The organism is Streptococcus sp. SG1, from assembly GCF_030439935.1.
Classification (GTDB): Bacteria; Bacillota; Bacilli; order Lactobacillales; family Streptococcaceae; genus Streptococcus; species Streptococcus gordonii.
Genome location: NZ_JAQFJC010000007.1, coordinates 122,959 through 149,467 on the forward strand (window position 1 = coordinate 122,959; position 26,509 = coordinate 149,467).

Consider the following 26,509-nt stretch of genomic DNA (forward strand, 5'->3'; position numbering starts at 1 on the left):
AAGCCTGCAACATCCATGAGCTTTGACCATCATAGGTATTGCTTATCTTATTTTAGCAGATTGTACTGAATTGTCAATCTAAATGTACTGCAAGACTTGACCATTCTTATAAGCTTTGTCAATTAAGCCTCCACCTAGGCACTCATCCCCATCATAGAAGACGACTGCTTGACCTGGTGTAACTGCCCTTTGAGGCTGATCAAAGTTGACAACCGCCTTGTCACCCTTTACAGTAACTGTCACCTTAGAATCTGGCTGACGATAACGGAACTTAGCTGTACATTCCATAGTAAATTCTTCTGGCATTTCTTTTGTGAAATGAACCTGACTAGCGTCAAGGCTGGTTGACATTAAGTTGTCATGATAAAAACCTTGACCTACATAAAGAATATTTTGGCTGAGATCTTTTCCAACCACAAACCAAGGCTCATTATCACCGCCATGTTGTCCACCAATTCCAAGACCACCCCGCTGGCCAATGGTATAATACATCAACCCAGCATGCTGGCCCATATCTCGGCCTTCTAAGGTCATCATGCGACCAGGCTGGGCTGGTAAATATTGACTCAGAAATTCTTTAAAATTCTTCTCACCAATAAAGCAAATGCCAGTCGAATCTTTTTTCTTGGCTGTAGCTAAACCAGCTCTTTCAGCAATTGCTCGAACTTCTGGCTTTTCTAAATGACCCAGAGGAAACATGGTCTTTTGCAGTTGTTCTTGTGACAGTTGACTCAAAAAGTAAGTCTGATCCTTATTGTTGTCCTTGCCACGCAGCATGTGAACTAGGCCGTCTTGGTCTCTCTTCACCTGAGCATAGTGACCTGTTGCAACGTAATCTGCACCCAGTGTCAAGGCATAGTCAAGGAAGGCTTTAAACTTGATTTCCTTGTTACACATGACATCTGGATTCGGAGTTCTACCAGCTCGGTATTCCGCCAAGAAGTATTCAAAAACGCGATCCCAATACTCTTTTTCAAAGTTGACAGAGTAGTAAGGAATGCCAATCTGGTCTGCAACAGCTGCCACATCCTTGTAGTCTTCTGTGGCTGTACAGACACCAAATTCATCTGTGTCGTCCCAGTTTTTCATGAAGATGCCAATTACATCATAACCTTGCTCTTTTAATAGCAAGGCAGTTACTGATGAATCGACACCTCCGCTCATACCAACAACGACACGAGTCTTAGAGTTATCACTCATTGTGTTCTCCCATCTTTTCGTTATTTCACGATTGAAGGTCGTGCTGTGCTTTCAACGATTGAAGGTCGCTTGAGCAAGCTCTATTATAGCACGAAATTTTTATAAGAACAAACAAATAGAGAATGCTTCCTTCTACTAGCCCAGTTAACTTTTTGTCAAGAATGTTTACAATAGTGTAAAGAAAAACTCTCAAAATTGAGAGTTTCCTTTTAATACCAGCCATTTGCTAACCAAAAGTTTTTAGCAGCTGACCATGAACCATATCGACTCGTTACATATTCATTCGCCACTTTTTCTTGATTTTCAGGCGAGAGATCTCCATTTAAGTATGTAATAGTTAATTGATATCGACCATAATATTGACCATTTTGAGCAGTGTAACTACCACTTGATTCCTTTTGAGCGATAAATTCTTTAGCTTCTGCATCTTCCGCACTTAAACCTGAAGAAGCATTTGCTGTGTTTGTACTTGTATTATTAGTCTCAGGCGTTGTTGTAGTTGGTGCAGTTTCTGTCTTGTTTTCCTTCTGTCCTCCTACTTCTAGGACTTGTCCAACATGGATAAGATTTACATCAGAAATTTTATTCAGTTCAGCTAGCTTTTCAACACTTGTATTATTAGCTGACGCAATAGCAGAAAGTGTATCTCCTGACTTCACGGTATAACTATCAGCGTTTGCTATTACTGGTAGGAATAAAGCTAAAGCTGCTAAGCTTACTACACCTGTCTTTACTGTATTTTTTTTATTTTTTAAAAATGTCTTTACTTGCATTTTATTCTCCTTTTCTTGTAACTAGCAAAACGAGATACAAGAAGTTCATAATTTTTTCTTGGTCTCATATTTATCATTTTGCTATACTCCTATCATACAGATTCTATGTTACCTTTATTTTTAAAGTATATGATAAATGTTACAAAATTGTTTAAATTAGAAAAAGAAAGCTTATAAAAGGCTTAAAATAAGAAATTTTATTTTGGTTTTCAAATGATTATCCTAATTTATAGGATTTGTTATTTTATAATTTTTTATTTAAAAATGAAGCAGATACACCTCAACTTTGTTATAATGAAGATAGAACTTTACACGAGGAGAAATTATGACATCATTAAGATTTCAATCTGTTTTTGATATTATTGGCCCTGTAATGATTGGACCATCTAGTAGCCATACAGCAGGAGCCGTTCGTATTGGAAAAATAGTCTATTCTATATTTAACGATGAACCTACTGAAGTGGAATTTCAGCTTTTTAATTCTTTTGCTAAAACATATCGAGGACACGGAACTGATTTAGCTCTTGTAGCAGGAATCTTAGGAATGGATACGGATGATCCAGAGATTCCCAATAGTCTAGAAATAGCCCATAAACGGGGTATCAAAGTTGTCTGGTCTATTCAAAAAGATAGTAATGCTCCACATCCCAATACAACGAAAATTACAATAAAAAACGATCATAAAACAATTAGTGTTACTGGGGTATCTATTGGCGGGGGCAATATTCAAGTAACAGAGCTGAATGGTTTTTCAGTTTCCCTCAGCATGAACACACCTACTATTATTATTGTTCATCAAGATGTCCCTGGTATGATTGCTCACGTTACCGAGGCCCTCTCACGCTACAATATCAACATTGCTCAAATGAATGTCACGCGTGAAAAAGCTGGCGAGAAGGCAATAATGATTATTGAAGTGGATAGCCGTAGCTGTGAAGAAGCTGTTGAAGAAATTCGAAACATTCCTCATCTGCATAATGTAAATTTCTTTAAGTAGGAGAAAATATGTTTTATTCTATAAAAGAATTAGTTGAGCAAGCTGACTTGGATTACCAAGGAAATGTTGCAGAACTAATGATTGCTACTGAGTATGAATTGACTGGTCGCGAAAGAGATGAAGTCTTAAGACTGATGGGTCGCAATCTAGAAGTCATGAAAGCCTCTGTTCTTCTTGGACTTGATGAAAGTAAGTCTCGCAGCGGATTGACTGGCGGAGATGCAGCAAAACTTGACCACTATATCCAATCTGGAAAAACATTGTCAGATCACACTGTACTGACTGCAGCAAAAAATGCTATTGCTGTCAATGAGCATAATGCTAAAATGGGTTTGGTTTGTGCCACACCAACGGCTGGTAGTGCTGGTTGTCTACCTGCTGTCCTTACATCTGCTATTGAAAAATTAGGACTCTCAGAAGAAGAACAGCTGAACTTTCTGTTAGCTGCAGGTGCTTTCGGCCTAGTCATTGCCAATAACGCCTCAATTTCAGGTGCTGAAGGGGGCTGTCAAGCAGAGGTTGGCTCTGCTTCTGCCATGAGCGCAGCTGCTCTAGTTCTGGCTGCTGGAGGTTCTCCTTTTCAGGCTAGCCAAGCTATTTGTTTTGTTATTAAAAATATGCTGGGCTTGATTTGTGATCCAGTTGCTGGTCTAGTAGAAGTGCCATGTGTCAAGCGAAATGCTATGGGAGCCAGTTATGCTTTTATTGCAGCAGATATGGCTCTTGCTGGAATCGAATCTAAAATTCCTGTTGATGAAGTCATTGACGCCATGTATCAAGTCGGGTCAAGTCTGCCTACTGCATTCCGAGAAACGGCTGAAGGTGGCTTAGCTACAACACCTACAGGTCGCAGACTTTCAAAAGAGATATTTGGAGAATAACACAGATTGACAAATGTGTAAACCTATTGATTTTTATAACATAAAAAACGGCTTTGAGCCGTTTTTAATTTTATATTAATAATTCCAAGCTGATAAACCTTGAGCATTATAGGCGTTGTATGCAGATTGGATTTGATCCTCAACAGTTGCTGTAGAACCCCATCCTGGCATAGTTTGGAATAATCCACTAGCACCTGAAGCATTATAGGCGTTTACTTGACCATTTGATTCACGAGCAATAATTGCTTCCCAAGTTGAAGCAGAAACTCCTGTCAGCTCAGCCATGCGAGCTGCTGCATAAGTACCTGTCTCACCTGCTGTATTACCGTTGGCAAGAACAGGTGTAGAATTATAGGTAGAATAGTTAGCTGATGGTGCAGGAACTGTAATAGTTGCCACTGGTGCAGGTGCTGCTTGATTAGTTTGTGTAGCTGGTCCTGGTGCTGCAGCAACAGCTGGAGCTTTTTTATTAGCTTTTGTATCACCAAGTTCTAGCACTTGATTCTCAAAAATTAAATCTGGATTTTCAAGCTTGTTTAATTTAATTAAGCTTTCAACAGTTGTAGATTTTTCTTTTGCAATTTTTGACAAGGTGTCGCCAGCTTTTACTGTATATGTGTCTGCCTTAGCTACAACTCCTGTCAAAAATAGGGTAGCTGCTGTAGCAACAAATGCGAAGGCACCTTTCATTGGTTGTAATTTCATTATAATTCTGGTTCTCCTTTTCACTGATAGTTCCATCATACACTTTAAATATTACAGGTTATTTAAAATAGGATTACAAAAATTACAAATGTATTTTATTTAAACACCAACATTGCCTTATCCATCGTATTTCTACATATTAATTTTAAATAATATGTGAAATTAACACAAAACCCAGACTTGACATCAATTTTTTAGCAAATATAATATAGCTCCTAAAATTAATAAGACAAGAATCGCATAGGAATCTTTATTTTGCCACTTTAACTGTCTATAGCGACTTCTTTGATCTCCTCCTTGATAACCACGCGCTTCCATTGCAATAGCTAAAGCATCTGCTCTTTTAAAGCTAGAAGCAAATAAAGGAATCAAAATCGGTATAATGGATTTCACTTTTTGTACAATGTTTCCCTCACCAAAATCCACTCCTCGAGCTCGCTGAGCGTTCATAATTCGAACAGTATCATCCATTAAGGTTGGTACAAATCGCAAACTCATTGATAACATCAAGCCTACTTCATGCACTGGAAATTTAAAAACAGTCAGAGGTTTTAGGAGAGCTTCTACCGCATCCGCCAAACTTAAAGGCATTGTAGTCAAACTGAGCAATGTTGAGAAAAAAATGATCAAAACGAATCGACTAAAAATAATGCCTGCTTGTGCTAAGCCTATATCTGTAATGCGAATAAAGGAAAATTGGACAAGAGTATTTCCCGTTGTAGTAAATAAGAGCTGAAAAACAGTCGTAAAGGCAACCAAGAAAAGCATAGATTGGAGACCTTTTACAAAAAATCCAATAGGGACTCTAGAAAGAAAAACTAAAAAAAATGTAAAAACAAAAAGCAAAAGGTTTGTTGCTAAATTATTTGCCCAAAAAATAATTAAAACAAACAAGAACATAGATAATAGTTTACTTCTAGGATCCAAACGGTGGATCAGAGAATTACCCGGAATATACCGCCCTAAAATCATCTTATCCATGCAGTATCTCCTTAAATTCAGTAATTGTAATCGGTAAATTAGGCAAGTTTAAACCTTTTTCTACCAGACCTTGAGCAAATTTTGTAATCTTAGGGACTCCCAGTTGGATTTTTTCCATAAATTCCACATCCTGAAAGATATCCTTTGGAGAACCACTTTTCACTAAATGTCCCTTCTCCAGAACATACGTAGTATCAGCAAAATTTGCCACGTCATCCATCAAATGAGTTACCAGCACAATAGTCATACCATCCTCATGTAAACCTTGGAAGATTTCCATTAGTTCCTTACGACCTGCTGGATCTAACCCAGCTGTCGGCTCATCAAGGACTAAAACTTCAGGCTCCATTGCTAGGATTCCAGCAATAGCTACTCGTCTCATTTGTCCTCCTGAAAGCTCAAAAGGACTACGTGAGAACAAGTCCTCAGAAATTCCTACCAAAAGAAGTTTTTCACGCGCCAAACGTTCCGCTTCTTCTTTAGAAACTCCAAAATTTTGTGGACCAAATGCCACATCATCTAAAACTGTTTCCGCAAAGACTTGGCTTTCTGCAAATTGAAACACCAAACCAACTTTTTTTCTTACTTGCTTTATGTCTTTATTAACAGAAGTAGCTGTAATTTCTATATCATTAACAGTGACACTTCCTACAGAAGGTGTCAACAAGCCATTTAAAAGTTGCAAAATAGTAGATTTTCCACTACCAGTATGACCAATTAGAGCAGTGTAAGAGCCATCTTTAATTTCCAAATTCACATCAAAAAGGGCAGGCCCTTCAAATGGTGTGCCTGCTTGATAAGTATAACTAACATTCTTTAAAGTAATTCCCATAAAGATTCCTGCAATTCTTTTTCTGTTAGATAGTCAGCTGGCAAATCAAAATCTTCATTCAAGGTTGCCTTGACTTGATTTGAAAAGGGTTCATCAAGTCCTAATTCCTGTAAATCTGATCTTGAAAACAGCTCTCTAGCTGTACTGCTTGATTCTACTTTTCCTTTTTTCATGACCAAAACACGGTCACTAAGTGCAACTTCATCCAAGTCATGTGTAATCGAAATGACCGTCATTTGATTCTCATCTTTGATGCGTTTCACTGTTTGAATCAGGTCTAAACGTCCTTCTGGATCCAACATACTAGTCGCTTCATCCAAAATAATAATATCCGGACGAAGAGCCACTATTCCTGCGATAGCCACCCTCTGTTTTTGCCCTCCTGAAAGACGAGCTGGTTCTCGATTTTTAAAGTCTTGCATCCCTACGATCTCAAGCGCTTCATTTACTCGATTTACCATAGTCTCATGGTCCATTCCCTGATTTTCCAAACCAAAAGCCACATCGTCTTCCACAGTTGCTCCAACAAATTGATTGTCTGGATTTTGAAAAACCATTCCAATATGACGACGTTTTTCCCAAACATTTTCTGGAGTCAGCTGATCACCTAAGATAATAATTTCTCCACTTTCAGCTTCTAAAAGGCCATCAATCAAACGAATCGTGGTCGATTTGCCGCTCCCATTATGACCAACAATGGACAACCATTCACCATGTTTCACGTGAAACGTTACATCATTTAAAATGTATTCTTCAGTATCGTTGTCGTATTTATATTTGAGGTTGTGTACTTCGATAATATTTTTCATCATTTATTTAAAGGTATCTTTAAAGAGATAGGCGCTCCCTTTGAAATAGTCATAACCAGAATATATTGTAAAGATTAAAGCGATATACAGACAGATTTGTCCCAAAAGCGTCCAATGAATCAGCAAGAAGATAATAGCAAACATCTGTGTGAATGTTTTAATCTTGCCGGGCATCGCTGCAGCTAAGACCGTTCCTCCCGTTTCTACCAACAAAAGACGCAATCCGGTCACAGCTAATTCTCGACAAATTATCACAGCTACCACCCAGGCAGGAGCCATTTTCATTTCAATCAGCATGATAAACGCTGACATAACTAAAAGTTTGTCTGCCATCGGATCAGCAAACTTCCCAAAATTGGTGACAACTTTCCATTTACGAGCTAAATATCCATCCAAATAATCAGTAATGCTGGCCACCGCAAAGATAATCGCAGCAATGACATGAATAGTCTTAGATGAACCAACGGTCAGTAATAAGATAAAAATTGGGATTAACGCCACTCTCAAGAGCGTTAAAGCATTTGGAATATTTTCTTTTTTCATAAGCATTCTCAATTATTGATTGTTAAAGTAATCGTTCCCGATTGGGTATTGATTGCAGAAGTATTAATGATCTGGTCGTTTACAGAGACCGTTACACCCTCTACAACACCTAAAGTGATAACTGTAGATGAACCAGGAGACACAGTAGTTGTTACACTTGGATTTTCTGGAGATAAAACAGCCCCATTGTCTAAATCTGTTCCCGACACACTGACCCAACTAGTTGCAGTTGTGACGGATAATTTGATAGTTACAGGATCTTTTGCCCCAGAATAAGTCGCTGTCAGATTTTGCCCGCTACCAGAAACTGTTAAAGCATTGCTGCTAGACGATGTGGTTGAAGAAGAACTCGTCAGATTAGAGCTAGTTGAAGTGGCCTCTGAAGACCCTTCGCTTTTAACCACACTGTAACTAGAAGAAGCTGAATTCTCCGTTTCCGTTTCCATCTGATTAACATATTGCCAGACATAGTAAGTTACAAAGGCAATGATTGCCAACGATATGACAGAAAAATAGAAAAGTGGCAAATAAGATGTTTTTTGTCTATTGCTTCTTCTTCTCCCCATATTTTCTTCATCAACATCTACTTCATCATAAGTAACCATACTACCTGATTCGTAGGCGTCTAAAATGATTTTTTCGTCTAAGTCTACTGCCCAAGCATACTTACGGAGAAAAGATTTGGCATAAAAACTACTAGGTAGTTTATCAAAATCATCTGCTTCTAAAGCCTCTAATAAATCTAACTGAATATCTGTTTTTTGTTGTAAATCTTCTAGGCTTAGTCCCTGATTAATTCGAGCTAACCTTAATACCTCACCTATCGTTTTTTTTCTCATACGTTCAAATTCCTCTAAAAAATACTAGAAAAAGCTGTGCCCAAGCCAGATGTCACAAGCTTTAAAGTTTATCATATTTATAAAATCTAGATTTCATAGCCAATAACATGAATCAGCCTTACAAAGATAATACTAGGGACTAGATCTTTGTTTCATTTTTTATGTTTTATATCCTCTTTTCTGAAAACATCTTCTATCATTTTTTTACAGACTATTGTACCAAATTTTTCTCTTCTTTTGTTAGGATTATTTTGGAAAAATTGTAAAATCTATCATGTCACAGTGATCAATAAACTCATGACCAACTTCTAAAATATCTTCTAAGTGAATATCCTGTAAAATTTTTGGCAAGTCAAAAAGATTTTCTCCATCTATAAGGGTTTCATACTGCGTTGCCATATATTCTAACGAATTTAGACCATGCATCAAATCACCATACATTTCACTTTTAACAATATCTAAATGCTCTTCTGTTACATCCATATCTTGAGCGAATTCTTTAATTGCTGTACGGATTTGATGAGATAGGGCTACTGGCTCCTGGGTATCCATCGTCAGCATAACAAAGTGGAAGCGTTCTTCTACTTCAACTTCCAGAGTCAAAGAAGCATCAATTTTCCCATTTTCATACATTTTTTGATAACGTTTAGAAGTCCAGCCAAACATCATATCAAATAATAATTTCAAAATAAGTTTATAGCGAAATAATTTTCTCTTTGAAATTTTGTCATTTCCTCGCATAGCAACAGCTAATTTAGGTCGGCTGACTTCCATCCTCATACTAGCAGTTGGAACTACAGGAGATAATTTTAATGAACGCCTTTTGATGGATGATTTTTCATCCTCTATTTCATACGAATTTTGTTGTTCACTAATAGTAGCTACCGTTTTATCCAGATCAAAATTTCCAACTAAAAATAAACTCATATTAGACGGATGGTAAAAAGTTTCAAAGTTTTCATCCAAATCTTCCACTGTGATTTCAGCAATCGACTCGCGATTCCCAGCTATATCTTGTGCCAGAGCTGTCCCTGGGTATAGATTTGCTAAAGCGCTAAAAAACAAACGATAATCTGGATTATCCTGGTACATTTCTATTTCTTGCTGGATAATTCCTTGTTCTCTCTGAACAGATTCTTCTGTAAAATAAGCTTCCCCAATCAAATCCTGTAGTAATTCCAAACATTCTTCTACATTCTCAGTTGTTGAAAACAGGTAACTTGTCTTTGTGAAACTGGTAAAGGCGTTACTTTCTGCTCCTAAGTCTACAAATTCCTGCAAAAGATCATTGCCATTTTCATCTTCAAATAATTTATGTTCTAAAAAATGAGCAATTCCAGCTGGATAATGGATAGCTTGCTTGGTCCCTCTTGGTACAAAATAAGTATCCACTGACCCAAAATTCACTGTCATAATACCATATGTCTCATGAAAATTTGTTTTAGGAAGTAAAAAAAGTCGCAATCCATTTGGTAAAATTACCCGATAAAGACTTTCTCCAATAGCTGTATATTCTATTTTTTTCAGCGCTAAATTCTGCATTATTTCCCTTCCATAAAGTACACCGCTTGAAGTTTTAAGGTATTCGCTGCTAAAACAATATCTTCCTTCTTAACATTTTCCATAACTTCTAACCATTCATCGACTCTTAAAAATTTCTTGCCTAAAACAGCCGACAAATAAGTTGTTTCCAGTAAAGCATTTTGACGATCTTGAGATAAGAGAGCACTGTTTTTAAGCATATTTTTTGTCTGTTGAAGCTCTTCTTCAGAAAATTTTCCTCTTTTTAGATCAGCTACTTGTCGGTTAATTAAAGTCATCGCTTTATTACGATTTTTTCTATCAATTCCAGCATATACTCGTAACATTCCTGAAAAAATATCCATAGTGCTAGAAACAGTATAGGCCAGACTTGCTTTCTCACGAACTTCTACAAATAATTTTGAGTGTGCATAACCACCCAGAAGACCATTCATTACAATCAAAGGGATATGACTAGTATCTCCATATTGAATAGGGAAATGATATCCCATTTCTAAAATGGATTGATTAGCTTCCTTTTGTTCAATCCCTTCTCGTAAAATTTTTGAAAAAGGTTGCTGATAATCCAATAGTAAATCCTGTTCACGATCCGTGAAGCCAAATTGAGAAAATTGTTCCTGCATAGCCACTTCATTAAAATCACCGATAAAAAAGATATCAATCTTATCTTCCTTCAGCATTTTTTGAAAAACTGCAAGACTAGTCTCAGGTGTCACTTGTTTCATTAAGTCAAGTCTTGAGACCCGAGGAAGTTGCATTTCTTCACTTAAATAAAATAACTTATTCAATTCCAAATGAGCGTGGTAAAAATGGTTTTCTATTTCAGATTCCAACTCATGAATAATATTTTTCTTTTCAATTTCAAAGATAGAGGAATCAAAACCTTTCTGGTCAACTAAAGGAGATAAGAGACTTGCTTTGATAAATTCAACCATCTCCGTTGTTAGGGCGTTTTTCCTACTTAAAAAAGAATCTCTAACAAAGGAAACATTTATATCTACATAATGAACCAAACCTCTTTTTGAAACACTGGTTGAATAATTTGATCCATATAAACTAGCTAAACGCTCACGAAATAGCTGAGAAGTTGGATAAACAGCATTTGCCGTTTCTAAAATACTAGAAACCAAAACTCGCTCAGCAACAGTAGCCGGACTCATTGGTGCAGAAAAACGAAGTTTTATTTTATTTGTTTTAAATTTCGTTGATTTAATAAAATGGAGATTGACTCCTTTTGCTAATTCCATAAGGTTCCTCTTGCTTCCTAATATGAATTCTATTATATCACGAAATGATGTGAAATTGGTGTTCCTTATAACAGATTAAAACGTTTTCTTTTCTGGATATTTTATACACTTTCAGTCTTAAAATATGGTATAATGACAAGGATTGAGGTGAAATATGGATTATAAATTATTTGATGAATATATCACACTGCAAGCTCTCCTGAAAGAGGTTGGAGTAATCCAAAGTGGCGGTGCTATTAAGGCATTTTTAGCTGAAAATGATGTTTTTTTCAATGGCGAATTAGAAACAAGACGAGGAAAAAAAGTCCGAGTTGGAGACCAAATAACGATTCCTAGAGAAAACCTAACTCTATCCATTCTTGAACCAAGTCCAGACGAAAAAGTTCGGCATACAGAAGAAACAGCTGAAAAACAACGCATTGCTAACATGGTTAAAGAAATGAATAAAAATCTTAAAAAAAATACTACTCCCGAAAAGAATAACAGAAAGCAAACAGGTATAAAGCAAGAGAAAAAAGCTCCTGTACGCTTCCCAGGAACATAATATGTGGCTAAAATCACTGACTCTTAAACATTTTCGTAATTATCAAGACGCGGAAATCAACTTTCACTCTGGTCTAAACGTTTTTCTTGGTCAAAATGCACAAGGAAAAACAAATATTCTAGAATCAATTTATTTCTTAGCATTGACTCGTAGTCATCGAACTAGATCAGATAAAGATTTTATTCATTTTCAAGAAAAAGATCTCAAAGTATCAGGTATCCTTGAAAAAAAGACAGGAACAATTCCTCTTGACATCGAGTTGACAGCTAAGGGACGTATTACTAAAATCAACCATCTCAAGCAAAATAGACTGTCTGACTATATTGGGACAATGAATGTTGTTCTGTTTGCGCCAGAAGATTTACAACTTATTAAAGGTTCGCCTTCATTAAGACGAAAATTTATAGACATTGAATTGGGGCAAATAAAGCCTCTTTATCTATCAGATCTTTCCAATTACAATCATGTTCTTAAACAAAGAAATTCTTATCTAAAGAACAGTCAAAAAATTGATGAGAATTTTCTATCTGTTTTAGATGAACAGCTTATTGAATATGGTTGTCGTGTGGTCAAACATCGCTTAGACTTCTTAAAAAAACTCGAAATATTCGCCCAGGAAAAACACCTTGATATCTCACAAAAAAAAGAAACTCTAACTATTGACTATCTATCCTCTGTACCTTTACAAGATATTGACAGTATTGAAGAAAGTTTTAGACAAAGCCTAAGTAAAAATCGAAAAAGAGATTTATTTAAACAAAATACTGGTGTAGGTCCTCATCGAGATGATATAGCTTTCTTTATCAATCAAATGGATGCTAATTATGGAAGTCAGGGGCAACACAGAAGTGTAGTACTCTCTCTTAAATTAGCAGAAATAAAATTGATTGAAAATATAACAAAAGAATCTCCTATCCTCCTGCTTGACGATGTGATGAGTGAACTTGACAATGATCGTCAACTTAAATTGCTAGAAACAATTTCTCAAGAAATACAAACTTTTATTACCACAACTACTTTGGAACACCTAAAAAACCTACCTAAAGATATCAAGATTTTTGAAATTTCAAATGGAAATATAAAATAGAGTTTACAATATTGTAAACTCTATTTTTACAACCTTTACATATAATGTAAAGATTTCTATATCCATTGTAAAATAAAAATGCACCAAAATATAGCGCATTTTTTATTGTACTGAATAGTTAGGAGCTTCGTTTGTAATTTGAACATCATGAGGATGACTTTCCTTCAATCCAGCACCACTCATTTCAATAAATTGAGCATTTTCGTGTAGTTCTTGTAGATTTGCAGCTCCAACATAACCCATACCAGAGCGAATCCCACCAAGCATTTGGAAGACAATATCAGCTGCAGCACCCTTGTATGCTACACGGCCTTCAATTCCTTCTGGAACTAACTTATTAGCTTCGTTGACAGAACCTTGGAAGTAACGGTCACTTGAACCTTTTTTCATTGCTGCAATAGATCCCATACCTCGATATGTTTTGAACTTACGTCCTTGGAAAATTTCGGTTTCCCCAGGAGCTTCATCAGTTCCTGCAAACATAGAACCTAACATAACAGCATTTCCACCTGCTGCTAGAGCTTTGACAATATCACCTGAGTATTTAATACCACCATCAGCAATGATTGTTTTACCATATTCGCGCGCAACAGCTGCTGCATCATAAATAGCAGTCACTTGAGGGACACCAACACCAGCAATCACACGAGTGGTACAGATAGAACCTGGGCCAATACCAACCTTGACAACGTCTACACCTGCTTCATAAAGGGCACGCGCACCTTCAGCAGTTGCAATATTTCCTGCGATTAAAGTACGATCTGGGAAATGAGCACGAATTTCAGCAATCTTACGCAGAACTCCTGCAGAATGTCCATGAGCAGTATCAATAACAATCGCATCAGCTCCTGCCTCAAAAAGGGCTTCGGCACGTTCAAATGTATCTGAAGTAACACCAACTGCACCTGCAACTAGGAGACGACCGAACTCATCTTTAGCAGCATTTGGAAATTCAATTACTTTTTCAATATCCTTAATCGTGATTAAACCTGAAAGACGACCATCTTCATCAACTAGAGGAAGTTTTTCAATACGGTGTTCCTGAAGAATACGCTCAGCAGTTTCTAAATCTGTTCCAACCGGAGCTGTAACCAAATTTTCGCTAGTCATATGATTAGAAATAGGTTGATTAAAATCAGAAATGAAACGCAAATCTCGATTGGTCAATATACCAACCAACTTACGGTTTTCTAATGTTTCAACAACTGGAACACCACTAATACGATAACGTCCCATCAATTCATCTGCTTCAGCAATTGTATGTTCTGGTGTTAAGAAGAAGGGATCAATAATGACACCATTTTCAGAACGTTTTACCTTACGGACTTCGTCTGCTTGTTGCGCAATAGACATATTTTTATGGATTACTCCAAGACCACCTGCACGCGCGATAGCAATGGCCATTTGACTTTCTGTTACGGTATCCATTGCCGCTGTAATAATTGGGATATTTAAAGTCAAATTATCTGCCAATTTCGTAGTTAAATCAGCATCGTTAGGCAACACATGACTTTCAGCTGGAATCAACAATACATCATCAAAGGTAAAACCTTTTTTCAAAAATTTAGTGTCCCAATTAGACATTCGAAGTTTCCTCTTTTCTATTTTCATCTATATAGTAGAACCATGTTCTAGACCAACATAATTTATAATATAATACCACTCTGTTATGATTTGTCAATCATCTATTAAAAATAATTAATCCCCATCGCTGATTTCACTTCAGAAAGAGTCTGGCTAGCTTTTTGACGTGCTTTTTCACTTCCTTTTCTAAGCATATCATAGACTTGTCCCATATCTTTAGCAAACTCTATGCGACGCTCACGAATAGGGCCCAACTCTCTTTCTAAAATTTCCAATAGATATCGTTTTGTTTTTACATCTCCTAAGCCGCCTCTTTGATAATGTTCTTTCATAGCAGCAATTTCTGCTTGATCTTCTGGTCTTCCAAAAACATCCAGATAATGAAAAACCATATTACCTTCGATTTTTCCCGGATCTTCTACTCTAATATGATTAGGGTCTGTGTACATTCCCATCACTTTTTTCTTAAGTGTGTCCATATCATCAGCAAGGTAGATTCCATTATTTAATGATTTAGACATTTTAGCATTTCCATCCAACCCTGGTAATCGTCCTGCAGCTTCATTCTCAGGATAAATCCCCTCCGGTTCAACTAAGACATCTTTTTGATAAGCATTGTTAAAAGAACGAACTATTTCTCTAGTTTGCTCAATCATTGGCTTTTGATCAGTCCCAACTGGTACATAATTCGCCTTAAAAGCTGTAATATCAGCCGCCTGAGAAATTGGATAAACCAAAAATCCTGTAGGAATGCTTTGACCAAAGCCCTTTTGAGCTATTTCTGTCTTGACAGTTGGATTTCTTTCCAACCGAGCTAAAGAGACTAGATTCATGTAGTACATTGTTAATTCAGCAAGTTCAGGAATTTGACTCTGAATAAAAATAGTAACCTTTTCTGGATCCAAACCAGCAGCTAAATAATCCAAAGCTACATTTCCAATTGATTCAATAATTGTTTGTGGGTCCTTAGCATGATCTGTCAAGGCTTGTTGATCAGCTAAAAAAACAAATAAATCATATTTTCCTTCATTTTGTAAAAGAACTCGATTCCGTAAACTTCCTACATAATGGCCAATATGTAATTTTCCAGTTGGCCGATCTCCTGTTAAAATAATAGGCTTTGTCATCTATTTCTCCTCAATTAATGTTGAATTCATTATAACATTTTCAATAAAAATGAGAAAGGAGATTGGATAAATTTCTATATAAAAATAACTTTTACACCTTTGTCAATTTAATTGACAACAAGTTGACGGAAATTTTACAATTAAAAACAAGAGTTTCTTCTTGAATCATTTGAAATATGGCGATTTTTCTAGTAAAATAGTACTAGATATATTAAAGAGGAGAATTATATTGCTTACAGTATCAGATGTTTCATTACGTTTCAGCGACCGCAAATTATTTGATGAAGTCAACATCAAATTTACAGCTGGTAATACCTATGGTTTAATTGGTGCCAATGGTGCTGGAAAATCAACATTTTTAAAAATATTAGCTGGAGATATTGAACCAACTACGGGGCATATTTCTTTAGGACCCAATGAGCGTCTTTCAGTTCTTCGCCAGAATCACTTTGACTACGAAGATGAAAGAGTCATTGATGTTGTTATTATGGGAAATGACCTACTTTACAGTATCATGAAAGAAAAAGATGCTATCTACATGAAGCCAGATTTTTCAGATGAAGATGGTGTTCGTGCGGCTGAACTTGAAGGAGAGTTTGCTGAACTAGGTGGCTGGGAAGCAGAAAGTGAAGCTTCTCAACTCTTACAAAATCTAAATATTCCAGAAGATCTTCACTACCAAAATATGAGTGAGCTCTCTAACGGAGACAAGGTAAAAGTACTCTTAGCCAAAGCCCTTTTTGGTAAACCTGATGTCTTGCTTTTGGACGAGCCAACTAACGGTTTAGATATTCAGTCTATTACTTGGTTGGAAGATTTTCTTATCGATTTTGATAATACAGTTATTGTTGTATCTCACGACCGTCACTTTTTAAATAAAGTCTGCACTCATATGGCCGACCTTGACTTTGGAAAAATCAAGCTCTATGTTGGAAACTATGATTTCTGGAAAGAATCAAGCGAACTAGCGGCTAAACTACTCGCTGACCGAAATGCCAAAGCAGAAGAAAAAATTAAGCAACTTCAAGAATTTGTTGCTCGTTTCTCTGCCAATGCTTCAAAATCAAAACAGGCAACTTCCCGTAAAAAGATGCTTGACAAGATAGAGTTAGAAGAAATTGTCCCATCTAGCCGCAAATACCCATTTATCAGCTTCAAAGCAGAACGTGAAATTGGTAATGACCTCTTGACAGTAGAAAATCTTTCAGTCAAGATTGACGGAGAAACTATTTTGGATAATATCAGTTTCATCTTACGTCCAGGTGACAAGACAGCTCTGATTGGTCAAAATGATATTCAAACAACAGCCTTAATTCGTGCTTTAATGGGTGATATTGAATACGAAGGGACTGTCAAGTGGGGTGTGACAACTAGTCAATCTTATTTACCTAAAGATAATTCTCGTGATTTTGCTGGTGGTGAATCAATCCTTGACTGGTTGCGTCAATTTGCAAGTAAAGAAGAAGATGACAATACTTTCCTCCGAGGTTTTCTTGGGCGTATGCTTTTCTCTGGAGATGAGGTTAACAAGTCTGTAAACGTCTTGTCAGGTGGAGAAAAAGTTCGTGTTATGCTTTCTAAATTGATGTTGCTTAAATCCAATGTCTTAGTATTGGATGATCCAACAAATCACTTAGATTTGGAATCAATTTCCAGCTTAAATGATGGATTGAAAAACTTCAAAGAGTCCATTATTTTTGCTAGCCATGACCATGAATTTATTCAAACATTAGCAAATCATATTATTGTGTTATCTAAAAATGGTGTGATTGATCGTATTGATGAAACTTATGATGAATTCTTAGAAAATCAAGAAATTCAGCAAAAAGTAAAAGAATTATGGAAAGACTAAAAAGCGAATGAATATTCGCTTTTTAGCTATATATAGTTTATGAAAAAAATAAAGAATTATTTTAAAAATTATTGGGTTTACTTTGCAGCATTTTTAATTCCTTTTTTAATTATGTTCATTGTATATCTTTCCCAAGGTATTTATTGGAATAGTGATACATCTCCTTTACTAGGAGATGGCTTTCATCAGTATGTTATCTTTGATACTACGCTCAGAAATATTCTTCATGGCAGTGATAGTCTTTTTTATACCTTTACAAGTGGATTAGGTTTAAACTTTTATGCTCTGACTAGTTACTATTTAGGAAGTTTTTTATCTCCTTTTGTTTATTTCTTCAATCTAGAAAATATGCCAGATGCTGTCTATCTCTTTACCTTGATTAAATTTGGATTAATTGGATTAACAGCTGCTATCAGTTTAAAAGGGATATTTAAAAAAATACCAAACTTTCTTATTTTAATGCTGTCAACCTGCTATTCTCTTATGAGTTTTGCAACTAGTCAAATTGAAATCAAAACTTGGCTAGATGTCTTTATTATTGCTCCTCTAATTCTCTATGGTTTACACCTTTTACTCATAAAAAGAAATCGAGTATTATACTTTACGAGTTTGTCAATTCTCTTTATCCAGAATTACTATTTTGGATATATGATGGCAATATTTTTAATTTTTTGGTTTTTTGTTCAAACAACATGGGATTTTAAAAATAGAATTAAAACTTTTTTAGACTTTACAATTGTGTCAATATTATCTGGCGTCACAAGTCTAATTATGATTTTGCCAACATTTTTGGATTTAAAAACTCATGGAGAAAAATTAACTTCAGTTGATAGACTGTTTACAGAAAAAACTTGGTTTTTAGATATTTTTGCTAAAAATTTTATTGGAAGCTTTGATACAACTAAATATGGATCAATTCCAATGATTTATGTTGGAATAGTTCCACTCTTGCTAGCTATCTTGTTTTTTACATTAAAATCGATTAAGTTTCACGTGAAACTTTCCTATTTTTTTCTAATTATAATATTTATTGCAAGTTTTTCTCTTGAAAGATTAGACTTGTTTTGGCAAGGGATGCACGCGCCTAATATGTTTTTACATCGCTATTCCTGGCTCTTCTCTCTTTTCATTATCTTTTTAGCAGCAGAAACCTTACAACGTCTTAAACAAATTAAATTTAAGAATCTAATCATATCTTTCACGATTTTATCCATTGGATTTATTTTAGTTTTTGTTTTTAGAAAACATTATGATTTTTTAGGACCTGTAAACTTTATTTTAACTTTAGAATTTTTACTAGCCTACTTATTAATATTTGGTACTTTTACTAAATCTTTTATTTCAAAAAGAGTATTTTATATTACAACATTAGCTTTTGTTTGCTTTGAAGTTTCTTTAAATGCCTTTTACCAAGTTGATGGCATTGCTAAAGAATGGGTATTTGCTAGTCGTTCTTCCTATGCTAAAAATTTAAAACAAATTGACAATCTTATAAAGTATTCAAAAGACAATAATACAGAATTTTTTCGTACAGAGACATTGGATCCTCAAACAGGAAATGATAGTATGAAATATAACTACAATGGTATTTCACAATTTTCTTCTGTTCGAAATACAATGACAAGTTCAACTTTAGATAAACTTGGTTATAAATCAACTGGAACTAATCTTAATCTACGATATCAAAACAATAGCATTTTAATGGATGCTATCTTCTCACTTGCTTATAATATTTCTGAAGTAAATCCTCAAAAATATGGATTCACTCCAATTAAAACAGAAAAAAATTTAACCCTATATCAAAACAAAAATGCAACTTCCTTAGCTTTTTTAACTAATAAAGTTTACAAGGATGTAAAGTTTAATAATTTAACTCTTGATAATCAAACAAAATTTCTAAATCAATTATCAGGTTTAAACTATAAATATTTTCAAAAAATTTATCCAATAAACTCTCACAATATTATTGAAAATAATGATCATATCACTGTAAATGTTGACAAAGAGGATAATGAGAGCTTTGCTAGTATGACTTATACACTAGATGTTCCTGAAAATAGTCAAGTTTATGTCAGCCTTCCAAATATTCATTTTTCTAATGATGATCAGACTGTTGTTGATATTTCGATAGGAAACGAAACAAGACGCTTTACAACAAATAATGTCTTTACATTTTTTAATCTTGGTCATTTTATGGATAAACAAACAGTAACTGTTCGCTTTACATTTCCTGATAATTCTCAAGTTTCTTTTGATAAACCTGAATTTTATAAAGTAAATATCAATCACTTTCAAGAAGCAATAGATAAAATTCATTCTCAAAAAGTCGAAGTTACTACAAAAAATAGCCAAATAACTGTAGATTATCATGCTCAAAAAGATTCCTCTCTCTTCTTAACTTTACCTTACGATAAGGGATGGAGCGCAACACAAAATGGTCATCCAGTTACTATCTATAAGGCTCAAGATGGCTTCATGAAGGTTGATGTAAAAAAAGGATCAGGAAGAGTTATCCTAAAATTTATTCCTAGAGGTTTTAAGGAAGGGATAGGATGTTTTATTTTTGGAATTGCTCTTTTTACACTTTATAATTACAAAAAAAGATGATAATTCAAAAAAAATATTTGAATTTTAAAGAATTTATTTTATAATATTTGTATATGAAGGAGGTTTCCATGATGAAAAAAAATCATTTATTAAAATTGTCCCTTACTATACTTACAGTATGTTTTGCTTTTCTTTTAGTAGCTTGTGGTCAAAAAGAAGAAGTTACTTATTACCAAAGAATTGATCAATCAAATCAATTTGATATGCGTTTGACCTATTATCATAAAGGTGACGTAGTTACCAAACAAACTACTGAAAACTTCATTTCTTATAAGTCTTTAGGAATCGATGAAAGCCAAGAAGAGCAAAAAAATGCTGCTAAAGCTAAAATAGAAGAACTTTCAAAACAATATCAAACAGTCAAAGGAATTAAAGAAAAAGTCTCCTTTGATAAAAACGGTATTAAAGAAAATATAGAAATTGATTACGACAAAGCTGATTTAAAAGAATTAGCCTCTCTTCCAGGTATGATGATTTCTAACGAAAAAAATGCTAAAAAAATTAGTATGAAAGCTAGTGGAGAAGCGCTTGAAAAAAGTGGCTTCAAAAAAGTCGAAAATGGTAAATTTGAAGAACTAAAAAAATAAAAAGAATAATAAAAAGTCTTAAGTTTCATCACTTAAGACTTTTTTCATTTTTCTCTCAAAGTCATAACGGCTCATCATGACAACATGATCACAATTAGTGCAACGAATTTTGATATCCGCTCCAACTCTCGTGATTTCCCAACGATTTGCCTTTTTACCTGTTGACTTAATCGTACAGGCATGTGGCTTTTTCATTTCAACATAACTTCCTTTATCATACATTAGTTTGTTCTCACTGGAGTAATTAATTGAATGAAATCTTCTTCTTGATCACTAGGCACAAGAGTAAATGGGCGAACAGCTGAGATAAAGCTAATAGTTACTTTTTCACTATTAACAGCTTTTAAAGCTTCAATAAGATAAGTTGGGTTAAAGCTAATAGTTAGATTGTCTCCTGAAACATTTTCAGCATCAATTTCTTCATTCACTCGTCCAACTTCTGGAGAATTAACATGAGCACTTACAACGCCACCTTCAATCTCTAGTTTTACAGTTCCATTCTGTGTGGCATTAGATAATAGTCTAGCGCGTTCCATCGCAGCACGTAAAGCAGATGTAGCAAAAGTAACAACTGTTGAAAACTCTGTGGGAATAAGACGATCCGTATCTGGGTAATTTCCTTCTAATAGACGTGTATAGAAGCTAATATTTTCGCTTCTAAAAAGAATTTGATGATTAGCAAAGAAAACCTCAACTGTCTCAATTTCATCGCTAAAAACAGCTGTAAATTCGCGTAAAGAACGACTTGGAATAACAACGTCAAAGTTATCCCCATTTTTTTCTAGAATAATTTTCTTTTGACTGAGTCGATGGGAATCAGTAGCAACTGTTTTAAGATTCTTATGATCCGTTAAAACAAAGTGTACACCAGTTAAAATAGGACGACTCTCTTGTAAGCTAGCTGCAAATGCTGTTTCATTAATTAAATCCTTCAAAATCTTTGTTTCAAGAACCAATGGATTAGAAGTTGGTACATCTTGAATACGTGGATATTGATCAGCATCTTTTCCTTTTAGAGTAATTTCTGATTTTCCACTAGTCAGTACGATTTGCTTTTGCTCAATTTCTTTAAAATCAAGAGTCACATCTGGAAGACTAGAAACAACATTAATAAAGAAAGTAGCTTCAAGAAGGATTGAACCTAAGGAAGTAACTAAGAGACCTGCATTTTCATTATTTATAGAAATAAAATTTTCAATCGAAATTTGTCCATTAGAACCAATTAAGGTAATTCCTTCGTTAGTAACATCAATTTTAATCGTTGAAAGAATAGGAATGGCATTTTTATGACTAATAGCTCGTTTGGTTGTGTTCAAGGCTTGTAAAAATAAATTTTTATTAATAGAAAAGTTAATCATGAAAACTCCTTTTATTATTTATGATTATAAGGTTAATAGTAATAGTAGGCTATGTGGATAATGTGGAAAAATAGTTCAATCATAGTTACAGCAAGTATTTTTACTTGTGCACAATTTGTGGATTAATTTCCATATTTTTGAAAACTTATCCACAACTATTTTATTTTATTTTTTATCGATTCAATTTCTAAACGTAGATTATCATCTTCTTCTAGCATACTTTTTATTTTTCCATGGGCATGAATTACAGTTGTATGGTCTTTTCCTCCAAATTCACGTCCAATCTTTGGTAAGCTATTATCTGTTAATTCTCTGGTCAAGTACATGGCAACCTGACGAGCTAATACAATATTTTGAACTCGCCTAGTCCCTTTCATTTCTTTGACACTAACTCCGTAAAAATTCCCAACTTCAGTTTGGATACGATCAATTGGGATGACTAATAGTTGACTTCCTGCTTGTTTACGAGAGCGAATAGCTTCAGCTGCAATATCGATAGTAATCTCTTTAATTTGCTTCATACTAGCAAGTAAATTGATATCTTTTAGAGCACCTTCAAGATCACGTACATTTGAATCAAATTGTCCAGCTAAATATTCAATTGTCTCATTTGGGAAAATAAGATCAAATTCTTCGATTTTATTTCGCAAAATAGCAATCCTGGTTTCAAAATTTGGAGGAGTGATATCACTAGTTAATCCCCACTTGAAGCGCGTGACTAGTCTTTCTTCCAAATTTTCTAAGTAGTCTGGACTACGGTCACTGGTCAAAACAATTTGTTTATTTTCTCCATGCAAGGCATTAAAAGTGTTAAAGAATTCTTCTTGAGTAGATACTTTTTTACTAAGTGCTTGAATATCATCGATTAATAATAAATCAAGACTGCGATAGATTTTCTTAAAACTATCCATTTCTCCTAAGCGAAGATGTTCCAGAAAATCATTAATAAAGGTCTCAGCAGGAACATATTTTATCCGAGCATCAGGTGTATTTTCTAATACTTCGTTTCCAATAGCATTTAATAAATGTGTCTTTCCTAAACCTGGTCCACCATAAATGAATAAGGGATTATAGATACCTCCCAGATTATCAGCGACAGCTAAGGCAGCTGCTTTTGCCCACTGATTTCCATCTCCTTGTACGAAGTTTTCAAAAGTATATTTTGCTTTTAAGCCAGTAGCTAGTGGAGGAGATTTTTTCTTTTCAGTTAAATCAGGCTGCTGTGAAGTTAAATAAACTGGTTCTTCTTTAACTCTGTCTTCTGTTTCAAATACGTATAAGGCAGTAATTTGATCATTGTAGATTTCGAAACCAGCCGTTAGGATAATATCTGCTAAATTTTGCTCCCAGAAAAGCTTTTTGACAGGACTATCTAAGTGAATTGTCGCCTGATTATTTTCAATTTTAATCAATTTGGCTTCTGCTACAAAAAAGTCAAAGGTTGTTTTTTTTAGCTGAGTGTGAGCTAACTCTAATACACGCGCCCAAAATTCTTGTTCCTGAGCCATTATTTCTCCCTTCTACTTATAATATTCTTCAATATTTTAACATAAACTTAAAAAGTTTTCCACAACTGTGAATAGAAATCCACAATGTTTATCAAAGTTTTCCACAAGTTGTGGAAAGTTAAGGTTTTTCTTGCTATATAAAGTTTTCTGGATACTATATTTTGTGGAAATGCTTGTGAAATGATAAAAGAAAAATAACAGTACTATTTAAGACTGTTAATAATTCTTTCATATTCTTCCTGATTAGAAAAAGAAATTGAGATTTTGCCAGTTTGTTTCTTAGAGAGACTAATCTTTACATCAACTCCCAATAATTTCTTTAGATTTTCTTCTTCTTCTTCGATAAAAATTTTTTGGACATTTTCAGACTTAGGCTTAGTAGTAGAAGTTTGTAATAATTTCTCTAATTTTCTAACAGAAATATCTGAAGAAATAATTTTTTCAAGCCATTTTTTCTGGTCTTTTTCCTTAAGTTTTATTAGTAATCGAGCATGAGCCTGAGAAATACGACCTTCTTTTACAGCTTTTAAGACAAAATCAGGTAACTGTAGCAAGCGAACAAGATTTGTAATATAAGGCCTTGATTTCCCCATAATCTGAGCGATTTCATCATGCGTTAACCCCTTGTAAATAAGATGTTGATAAGATTCAGCTTCTTCTATTGGATTGAGATCCTCTCTTTGAAGATTTTCAATAATAGCCTGCTTCATCATTTCATCATCGCTTAGTGATTTGACTAAGGCAGGAATTTCAGTTAAGCCTGCTATTTTAGCTGCCCTAAATCTTCTTTCCCCAGCTAAAAGTTCGTATCCAATGATAGATGATTTCCTGACGATAATAGGCTGAATTAATCCGTTTTCTTTAATAGAATTTGCTAACTCGTTTAATTTCTCTATTGAAAAATCTTTTCTTGGTTGATAGGGGTTGGTGTGAATATCTTTAATTAAAATATATTGATAATTTTCCATTTGTATATAGCATAACACACCTTTACGAAAGAGTAAAGGTGTGTTGACAGTCTTGTAAATGGTATTTATTCAGAACTTAAATCATCAGTTGATTTAGTTAGTTTAATAGTTGTTGTTTGCTCTTTTCCATCACGATAATAAGTAACTTTAATTTCTTCATTAATTGAATGTTTATAAAGAGCTGATTGGATATCGCTAGCAGATGATATTTCTGTATCATCAATTTTTGTAATCACATCATATTTTTGTAACTTACCATCAGCAGGCATTCCAGTTTGTGTGGAACGAACAACGACACCATTTTTAACATTGTCTGGAAGTTTTAATCGATCAGAGCTTGAAGAAGACAAACTACTTAAGTTGACCATTTGAATTCCTAGAGCTGGTCGAATGACTTTACCATTCTTTTCTAATTGTTCAATGATATTTACAACATCATTGGATGGGATTGCAAATCCCATACCTTCAACAGAAGTACTACCATTATTGGTGTTAGCAATTTTACTAGAGGTAATACCAATAACTTGACCTTGAATGTTTACAAGAGGACCACCAGAGTTACCTGGATTAATTGCTGCATCAGTTTGAATAGCTTGGGTAGCAATTGTCTGACCATCTTCTGATCGTGAAGAAACATTACGGCTTAGACTAGAAACAATTCCCTGAGTTACTGTATTAGCATAATCAGAACCAAGAGGACTTCCGATTGCAATGGCAGTTTCTCCAACGGTTAATTTACTAGAATCTCCAAATTCTGCTACATTTTTAACCTTATCGGCAGGAATTCTGACTACAGAAATATCAGAATATGTATCAGTCCCGACTATTTCACCAGGAACCTTATTCCCATCAGCAAGACGGATATCAACTTTTTTTGCACCATTGATAACGTGTGTATTGGTAACTAAGTAAGCATAGTCTTTATCTTTTCTATAGATAACACCAGATCCTTCGCTAGCTACCTGATCATTTTCATTTCCTGAATTATTGTTGTCAAAAATAGTATCCGAATTAGATTCAGAATATGTAATGACAGAGACAACAGCATCTTTTACTTTATCAACAGCCTTTGTTGTAGAATTACTATTTTTATAGGATGTTGTTACTGTAGTCGCTGTTTTCTGATTATTATTTGTGGCTGAATGAGGTGTTGAAAAATAAGAAAATCCCCATGTTCCAGCAACACCACCTATAAAACCAACTAACAAAACAATGAAAATTTGCAATGTTTTTTTGAAGAAATTTGAAGAGTTTTTCATATCTTCCTCCTAATATTTCAAATTGCTGTAAGTATAGAACCGATAACTTAATTATATCTTAAAAATAATCACTTTTCCACAGTTTGTGGAAAACTTAGAAAAAACGTTAATTTTTATTAGAAAATCTATAGATGAGGTAAAAATTTCTCATTGAAATGGTGTGAATAAAGTGTGAATATGATAAAATGAAATTATGAAAATAAAGCTTGTAACAGTTGGAAAACTAAAAGAGAAATACCTTAAAGAAGGGATTGCAGAATACTCAAAACGACTCAGTCGTTTTACGAAAGTAGAGATAATTGAATTAGCTGATGAAAAAACACCAGATAAAGCAAGTCCATTAGAGAACCAACAAATTCTGTCGAAAGAAGGGGAACGAATTTTATCTAAAGTATTAGATCGTGAATTTGTTATTGTTTTAGCTATTGAAGGTCAGCAATTTCCTTCTGAAAAATTTAGTAAAGTTATTGAAGATGCTTCAGTTCGAGGTTTTTCAGATATCACTTTTATTATTGGTGGTAGCTTAGGCTTATCTCCTAAAGTAAAAGAAAGAGCAAATCTTTTGATGAGTTTTGGTCAATTAACCCTACCTCATCAATTAATGCGTTTAGTTTTAATGGAGCAAATTTATCGTGCTTTTATGATTCAGCAAGGAAGTCCTTATCATAAATGAATCTTG

25 protein-coding genes are annotated in these 26,509 nt (G+C 34.6%); 8 read left to right on the plus strand and 17 right to left on the minus strand.

The features are described from left to right. Positions 1 to 78: 78 nt before the first annotated feature. Positions 79 to 1,224 carry a tRNA 2-thiouridine(34) synthase MnmA gene (gene mnmA, locus PCY06_RS07435; RefSeq protein ID WP_223352299.1) on the minus strand — a complete coding sequence of 382 codons (1,146 nt, stop codon included), beginning with the start codon at positions 1,222 to 1,224 and terminating at the stop codon, positions 79 to 81. A 185-nt stretch (positions 1,225 to 1,409) separates the two neighbouring features. After that, positions 1,410 to 1,973 carry a LysM peptidoglycan-binding domain-containing protein gene (locus PCY06_RS07440; RefSeq protein ID WP_008808057.1) on the minus strand — a complete coding sequence of 188 codons (564 nt, stop codon included), beginning with the start codon at positions 1,971 to 1,973 and terminating at the stop codon, positions 1,410 to 1,412. A 325-nt stretch (positions 1,974 to 2,298) separates the two neighbouring features. Here PCY06_RS07440 and sdaAB point away from each other — a divergent pair, with 325 nt between their 5' ends. Both sdaAB and sdaAA read left to right on the plus strand, forming a co-directional pair. After that, complete coding sequence (sdaAB, locus tag PCY06_RS07445) at positions 2,299 to 2,970, plus strand: L-serine ammonia-lyase, iron-sulfur-dependent subunit beta (protein WP_045772597.1); 672 nt, start codon at positions 2,299 to 2,301, stop codon at positions 2,968 to 2,970. Between the two features lie 8 nt (positions 2,971 to 2,978). Beyond that, positions 2,979 to 3,851, plus strand: a complete 873-nt coding sequence (gene sdaAA, locus PCY06_RS07450) for an L-serine ammonia-lyase, iron-sulfur-dependent, subunit alpha (RefSeq protein ID WP_011999574.1) — start codon at positions 2,979 to 2,981, stop codon at positions 3,849 to 3,851. 75 nt (positions 3,852 to 3,926) lie between these two features. On the opposite strand, the gene PCY06_RS07455 is transcribed toward sdaAA, so the two are convergent. The 8 genes from PCY06_RS07455 to PCY06_RS07490 all read right to left on the minus strand — a co-directional run bounded on the left by PCY06_RS07455 (position 3,927) and on the right by PCY06_RS07490 (position 11,349). Further along, positions 3,927 to 4,541, minus strand: coding sequence for a LysM peptidoglycan-binding domain-containing protein (locus PCY06_RS07455; protein ID WP_081102625.1), 615 nt, complete (start codon positions 4,539 to 4,541; stop codon positions 3,927 to 3,929). Between the two features lie 201 nt (positions 4,542 to 4,742). After that, the gene (locus PCY06_RS07460; RefSeq protein WP_045772594.1) at positions 4,743 to 5,537 is read right to left on the minus strand and encodes an energy-coupling factor transporter transmembrane protein EcfT; all 795 of its coding nucleotides are present in this window, start codon (positions 5,535 to 5,537) and stop codon (positions 4,743 to 4,745) included. Next, complete coding sequence (locus PCY06_RS07465; RefSeq protein ID WP_011999571.1) at positions 5,530 to 6,369, minus strand: energy-coupling factor transporter ATPase; 840 nt, start codon at positions 6,367 to 6,369, stop codon at positions 5,530 to 5,532. Before PCY06_RS07465 ends, PCY06_RS07460 begins: the two co-directional genes overlap by 8 nt. Next, positions 6,354 to 7,178: an energy-coupling factor ABC transporter ATP-binding protein gene (locus PCY06_RS07470; protein WP_045506007.1), complete on the minus strand. Its 825-nt coding sequence runs from the start codon at positions 7,176 to 7,178 to the stop codon at positions 6,354 to 6,356. The genes PCY06_RS07465 and PCY06_RS07470 overlap by 16 nt, the downstream gene beginning before the upstream one ends. Before the next feature lie 3 nt (positions 7,179 to 7,181). Beyond that, complete coding sequence (gene pgsA / locus PCY06_RS07475; RefSeq protein ID WP_045505006.1) at positions 7,182 to 7,721, minus strand: CDP-diacylglycerol--glycerol-3-phosphate 3-phosphatidyltransferase; 540 nt, start codon at positions 7,719 to 7,721, stop codon at positions 7,182 to 7,184. Between the two features lie 8 nt (positions 7,722 to 7,729). Continuing rightward, a complete protein-coding gene (rodZ, locus tag PCY06_RS07480) occupies positions 7,730 to 8,560 on the minus strand; it encodes a cytoskeleton protein RodZ (protein WP_061582581.1) in 831 nt (276 codons plus the stop codon). 246 nt (positions 8,561 to 8,806) lie between these two features. Beyond that, positions 8,807 to 10,102, minus strand: a complete 1,296-nt coding sequence (locus PCY06_RS07485) for a pitrilysin family protein (RefSeq protein ID WP_008808048.1) — start codon at positions 10,100 to 10,102, stop codon at positions 8,807 to 8,809. Further along, on the minus strand, positions 10,102 to 11,349 hold the full coding sequence (locus PCY06_RS07490; protein WP_061596358.1) for a pitrilysin family protein: 1,248 nt from the start codon (positions 11,347 to 11,349) through the stop codon (positions 10,102 to 10,104). The genes PCY06_RS07485 and PCY06_RS07490 overlap by 1 nt, the downstream gene beginning before the upstream one ends. Positions 11,350 to 11,503: 154 nt before the next feature. Here PCY06_RS07490 and yaaA point away from each other — a divergent pair, with 154 nt between their 5' ends. After that, positions 11,504 to 11,893 (plus strand): S4 domain-containing protein YaaA, encoded by a 390-nt coding sequence (yaaA, locus tag PCY06_RS07495; protein WP_061596360.1) that lies wholly within the window; start codon positions 11,504 to 11,506, stop codon positions 11,891 to 11,893. 1 nt (position 11,894) lies between these two features. Next, complete coding sequence (recF, locus tag PCY06_RS07500) at positions 11,895 to 12,980, plus strand: DNA replication/repair protein RecF (protein WP_060971115.1); 1,086 nt, start codon at positions 11,895 to 11,897, stop codon at positions 12,978 to 12,980. Positions 12,981 to 13,082: 102 nt separating this feature from the next. Here recF and guaB read toward each other — a convergent pair whose 3' ends face one another. Both guaB and trpS read right to left on the minus strand, forming a co-directional pair. Next, a complete protein-coding gene (gene guaB / locus PCY06_RS07505) occupies positions 13,083 to 14,564 on the minus strand; it encodes an IMP dehydrogenase (protein ID WP_008808044.1) in 1,482 nt (493 codons plus the stop codon). 104 nt (positions 14,565 to 14,668) lie between these two features. Next, a complete protein-coding gene (trpS, locus tag PCY06_RS07510; RefSeq protein ID WP_008808043.1) occupies positions 14,669 to 15,691 on the minus strand; it encodes a tryptophan--tRNA ligase in 1,023 nt (340 codons plus the stop codon). A gap of 229 nt (positions 15,692 to 15,920) precedes the next feature. On the opposite strand from trpS, the gene PCY06_RS07515 reads away from it, so the two are divergent. The 3 genes from PCY06_RS07515 to PCY06_RS07525 all read left to right on the plus strand — a co-directional run bounded on the left by PCY06_RS07515 (position 15,921) and on the right by PCY06_RS07525 (position 20,737). Beyond that, positions 15,921 to 17,543 carry an ATP-binding cassette domain-containing protein gene (locus PCY06_RS07515; protein WP_008808042.1) on the plus strand — a complete coding sequence of 541 codons (1,623 nt, stop codon included), beginning with the start codon at positions 15,921 to 15,923 and terminating at the stop codon, positions 17,541 to 17,543. Between the two features lie 39 nt (positions 17,544 to 17,582). Next, entirely contained in the window at positions 17,583 to 20,150 is a 2,568-nt protein-coding gene (locus PCY06_RS07520) for a YfhO family protein (protein WP_008808041.1), read from the plus strand. Positions 20,151 to 20,218: 68 nt separating this feature from the next. Continuing rightward, entirely contained in the window at positions 20,219 to 20,737 is a 519-nt protein-coding gene (locus tag PCY06_RS07525) for a YehR family protein (protein ID WP_020992856.1), read from the plus strand. 18 nt (positions 20,738 to 20,755) lie between these two features. On the opposite strand, the gene PCY06_RS07530 is transcribed toward PCY06_RS07525, so the two are convergent. The 5 genes from PCY06_RS07530 to PCY06_RS07550 all read right to left on the minus strand — a co-directional run bounded on the left by PCY06_RS07530 (position 20,756) and on the right by PCY06_RS07550 (position 25,830). After that, on the minus strand, positions 20,756 to 20,959 hold the full coding sequence (locus PCY06_RS07530; RefSeq protein ID WP_008808039.1) for a DUF951 domain-containing protein: 204 nt from the start codon (positions 20,957 to 20,959) through the stop codon (positions 20,756 to 20,758). After that, on the minus strand, positions 20,959 to 22,095 hold the full coding sequence (dnaN, locus tag PCY06_RS07535; RefSeq protein WP_008808038.1) for a DNA polymerase III subunit beta: 1,137 nt from the start codon (positions 22,093 to 22,095) through the stop codon (positions 20,959 to 20,961). Before dnaN ends, PCY06_RS07530 begins: the two co-directional genes overlap by 1 nt. A gap of 155 nt (positions 22,096 to 22,250) precedes the next feature. Continuing rightward, positions 22,251 to 23,603 carry a chromosomal replication initiator protein DnaA gene (gene dnaA, locus PCY06_RS07540; protein WP_008808037.1) on the minus strand — a complete coding sequence of 451 codons (1,353 nt, stop codon included), beginning with the start codon at positions 23,601 to 23,603 and terminating at the stop codon, positions 22,251 to 22,253. Positions 23,604 to 23,806: 203 nt separating this feature from the next. Continuing rightward, positions 23,807 to 24,571 carry a ParB/RepB/Spo0J family partition protein gene (locus PCY06_RS07545; RefSeq protein WP_008808036.1) on the minus strand — a complete coding sequence of 255 codons (765 nt, stop codon included), beginning with the start codon at positions 24,569 to 24,571 and terminating at the stop codon, positions 23,807 to 23,809. Between the two features lie 65 nt (positions 24,572 to 24,636). Then, positions 24,637 to 25,830: a S1C family serine protease gene (locus tag PCY06_RS07550; protein ID WP_008808035.1), complete on the minus strand. Its 1,194-nt coding sequence runs from the start codon at positions 25,828 to 25,830 to the stop codon at positions 24,637 to 24,639. A 193-nt stretch (positions 25,831 to 26,023) separates the two neighbouring features. On the opposite strand from PCY06_RS07550, the gene rlmH reads away from it, so the two are divergent. After that, complete coding sequence (rlmH, locus tag PCY06_RS07555) at positions 26,024 to 26,503, plus strand: 23S rRNA (pseudouridine(1915)-N(3))-methyltransferase RlmH (protein ID WP_008808034.1); 480 nt, start codon at positions 26,024 to 26,026, stop codon at positions 26,501 to 26,503. Positions 26,504 to 26,509 lie beyond the last annotated feature (6 nt).

Excerpts from the sequence above, each read along its gene's own strand:
- PCY06_RS07525 (WP_020992856.1), top strand. The coding sequence starts at position 20,219 with ATGATGAAAAAAAATCATTTATTAAAATTGTCCCTTACTATACTTACA.
- pgsA (WP_045505006.1), bottom strand. The coding sequence starts at position 7,721 with ATGAAAAAAGAAAATATTCCAAATGCTTTAACGCTCTTGAGAGTGGCG.
- dnaA (WP_008808037.1), bottom strand. The coding sequence starts at position 23,603 with ATGGCTCAGGAACAAGAATTTTGGGCGCGTGTATTAGAGTTAGCTCAC.
- dnaN (WP_008808038.1), bottom strand. The coding sequence starts at position 22,095 with ATGATTAACTTTTCTATTAATAAAAATTTATTTTTACAAGCCTTGAAC.
- PCY06_RS07545 (WP_008808036.1), bottom strand. The coding sequence starts at position 24,571 with ATGGAAAATTATCAATATATTTTAATTAAAGATATTCACACCAACCCC.
- PCY06_RS07465 (WP_011999571.1), bottom strand. The coding sequence starts at position 6,369 with ATGGGAATTACTTTAAAGAATGTTAGTTATACTTATCAAGCAGGCACA.
- recF (WP_060971115.1), top strand. The coding sequence starts at position 11,895 with ATGTGGCTAAAATCACTGACTCTTAAACATTTTCGTAATTATCAAGAC.
- PCY06_RS07440 (WP_008808057.1), bottom strand. The coding sequence starts at position 1,973 with ATGCAAGTAAAGACATTTTTAAAAAATAAAAAAAATACAGTAAAGACA.
- PCY06_RS07470 (WP_045506007.1), bottom strand. The coding sequence starts at position 7,178 with ATGAAAAATATTATCGAAGTACACAACCTCAAATATAAATACGACAAC.
- PCY06_RS07460 (WP_045772594.1), bottom strand. The coding sequence starts at position 5,537 with ATGGATAAGATGATTTTAGGGCGGTATATTCCGGGTAATTCTCTGATC.
- PCY06_RS07520 (WP_008808041.1), top strand. The coding sequence starts at position 17,583 with ATGAAAAAAATAAAGAATTATTTTAAAAATTATTGGGTTTACTTTGCA.
- guaB (WP_008808044.1), bottom strand. The coding sequence starts at position 14,564 with ATGTCTAATTGGGACACTAAATTTTTGAAAAAAGGTTTTACCTTTGAT.
- PCY06_RS07490 (WP_061596358.1), bottom strand. The coding sequence starts at position 11,349 with ATGGAATTAGCAAAAGGAGTCAATCTCCATTTTATTAAATCAACGAAA.
- sdaAA (WP_011999574.1), top strand. The coding sequence starts at position 2,979 with ATGTTTTATTCTATAAAAGAATTAGTTGAGCAAGCTGACTTGGATTAC.
- PCY06_RS07550 (WP_008808035.1), bottom strand. The coding sequence starts at position 25,830 with ATGAAAAACTCTTCAAATTTCTTCAAAAAAACATTGCAAATTTTCATT.
- rodZ (WP_061582581.1), bottom strand. The coding sequence starts at position 8,560 with ATGAGAAAAAAAACGATAGGTGAGGTATTAAGGTTAGCTCGAATTAAT.
- trpS (WP_008808043.1), bottom strand. The coding sequence starts at position 15,691 with ATGACAAAGCCTATTATTTTAACAGGAGATCGGCCAACTGGAAAATTA.
- yaaA (WP_061596360.1), top strand. The coding sequence starts at position 11,504 with ATGGATTATAAATTATTTGATGAATATATCACACTGCAAGCTCTCCTG.
- sdaAB (WP_045772597.1), top strand. The coding sequence starts at position 2,299 with ATGACATCATTAAGATTTCAATCTGTTTTTGATATTATTGGCCCTGTA.
- PCY06_RS07455 (WP_081102625.1), bottom strand. The coding sequence starts at position 4,541 with ATGAAAGGTGCCTTCGCATTTGTTGCTACAGCAGCTACCCTATTTTTG.
- PCY06_RS07530 (WP_008808039.1), bottom strand. The coding sequence starts at position 20,959 with ATGTATGATAAAGGAAGTTATGTTGAAATGAAAAAGCCACATGCCTGT.
- PCY06_RS07485 (WP_008808048.1), bottom strand. The coding sequence starts at position 10,102 with ATGCAGAATTTAGCGCTGAAAAAAATAGAATATACAGCTATTGGAGAA.
- rlmH (WP_008808034.1), top strand. The coding sequence starts at position 26,024 with ATGAAAATAAAGCTTGTAACAGTTGGAAAACTAAAAGAGAAATACCTT.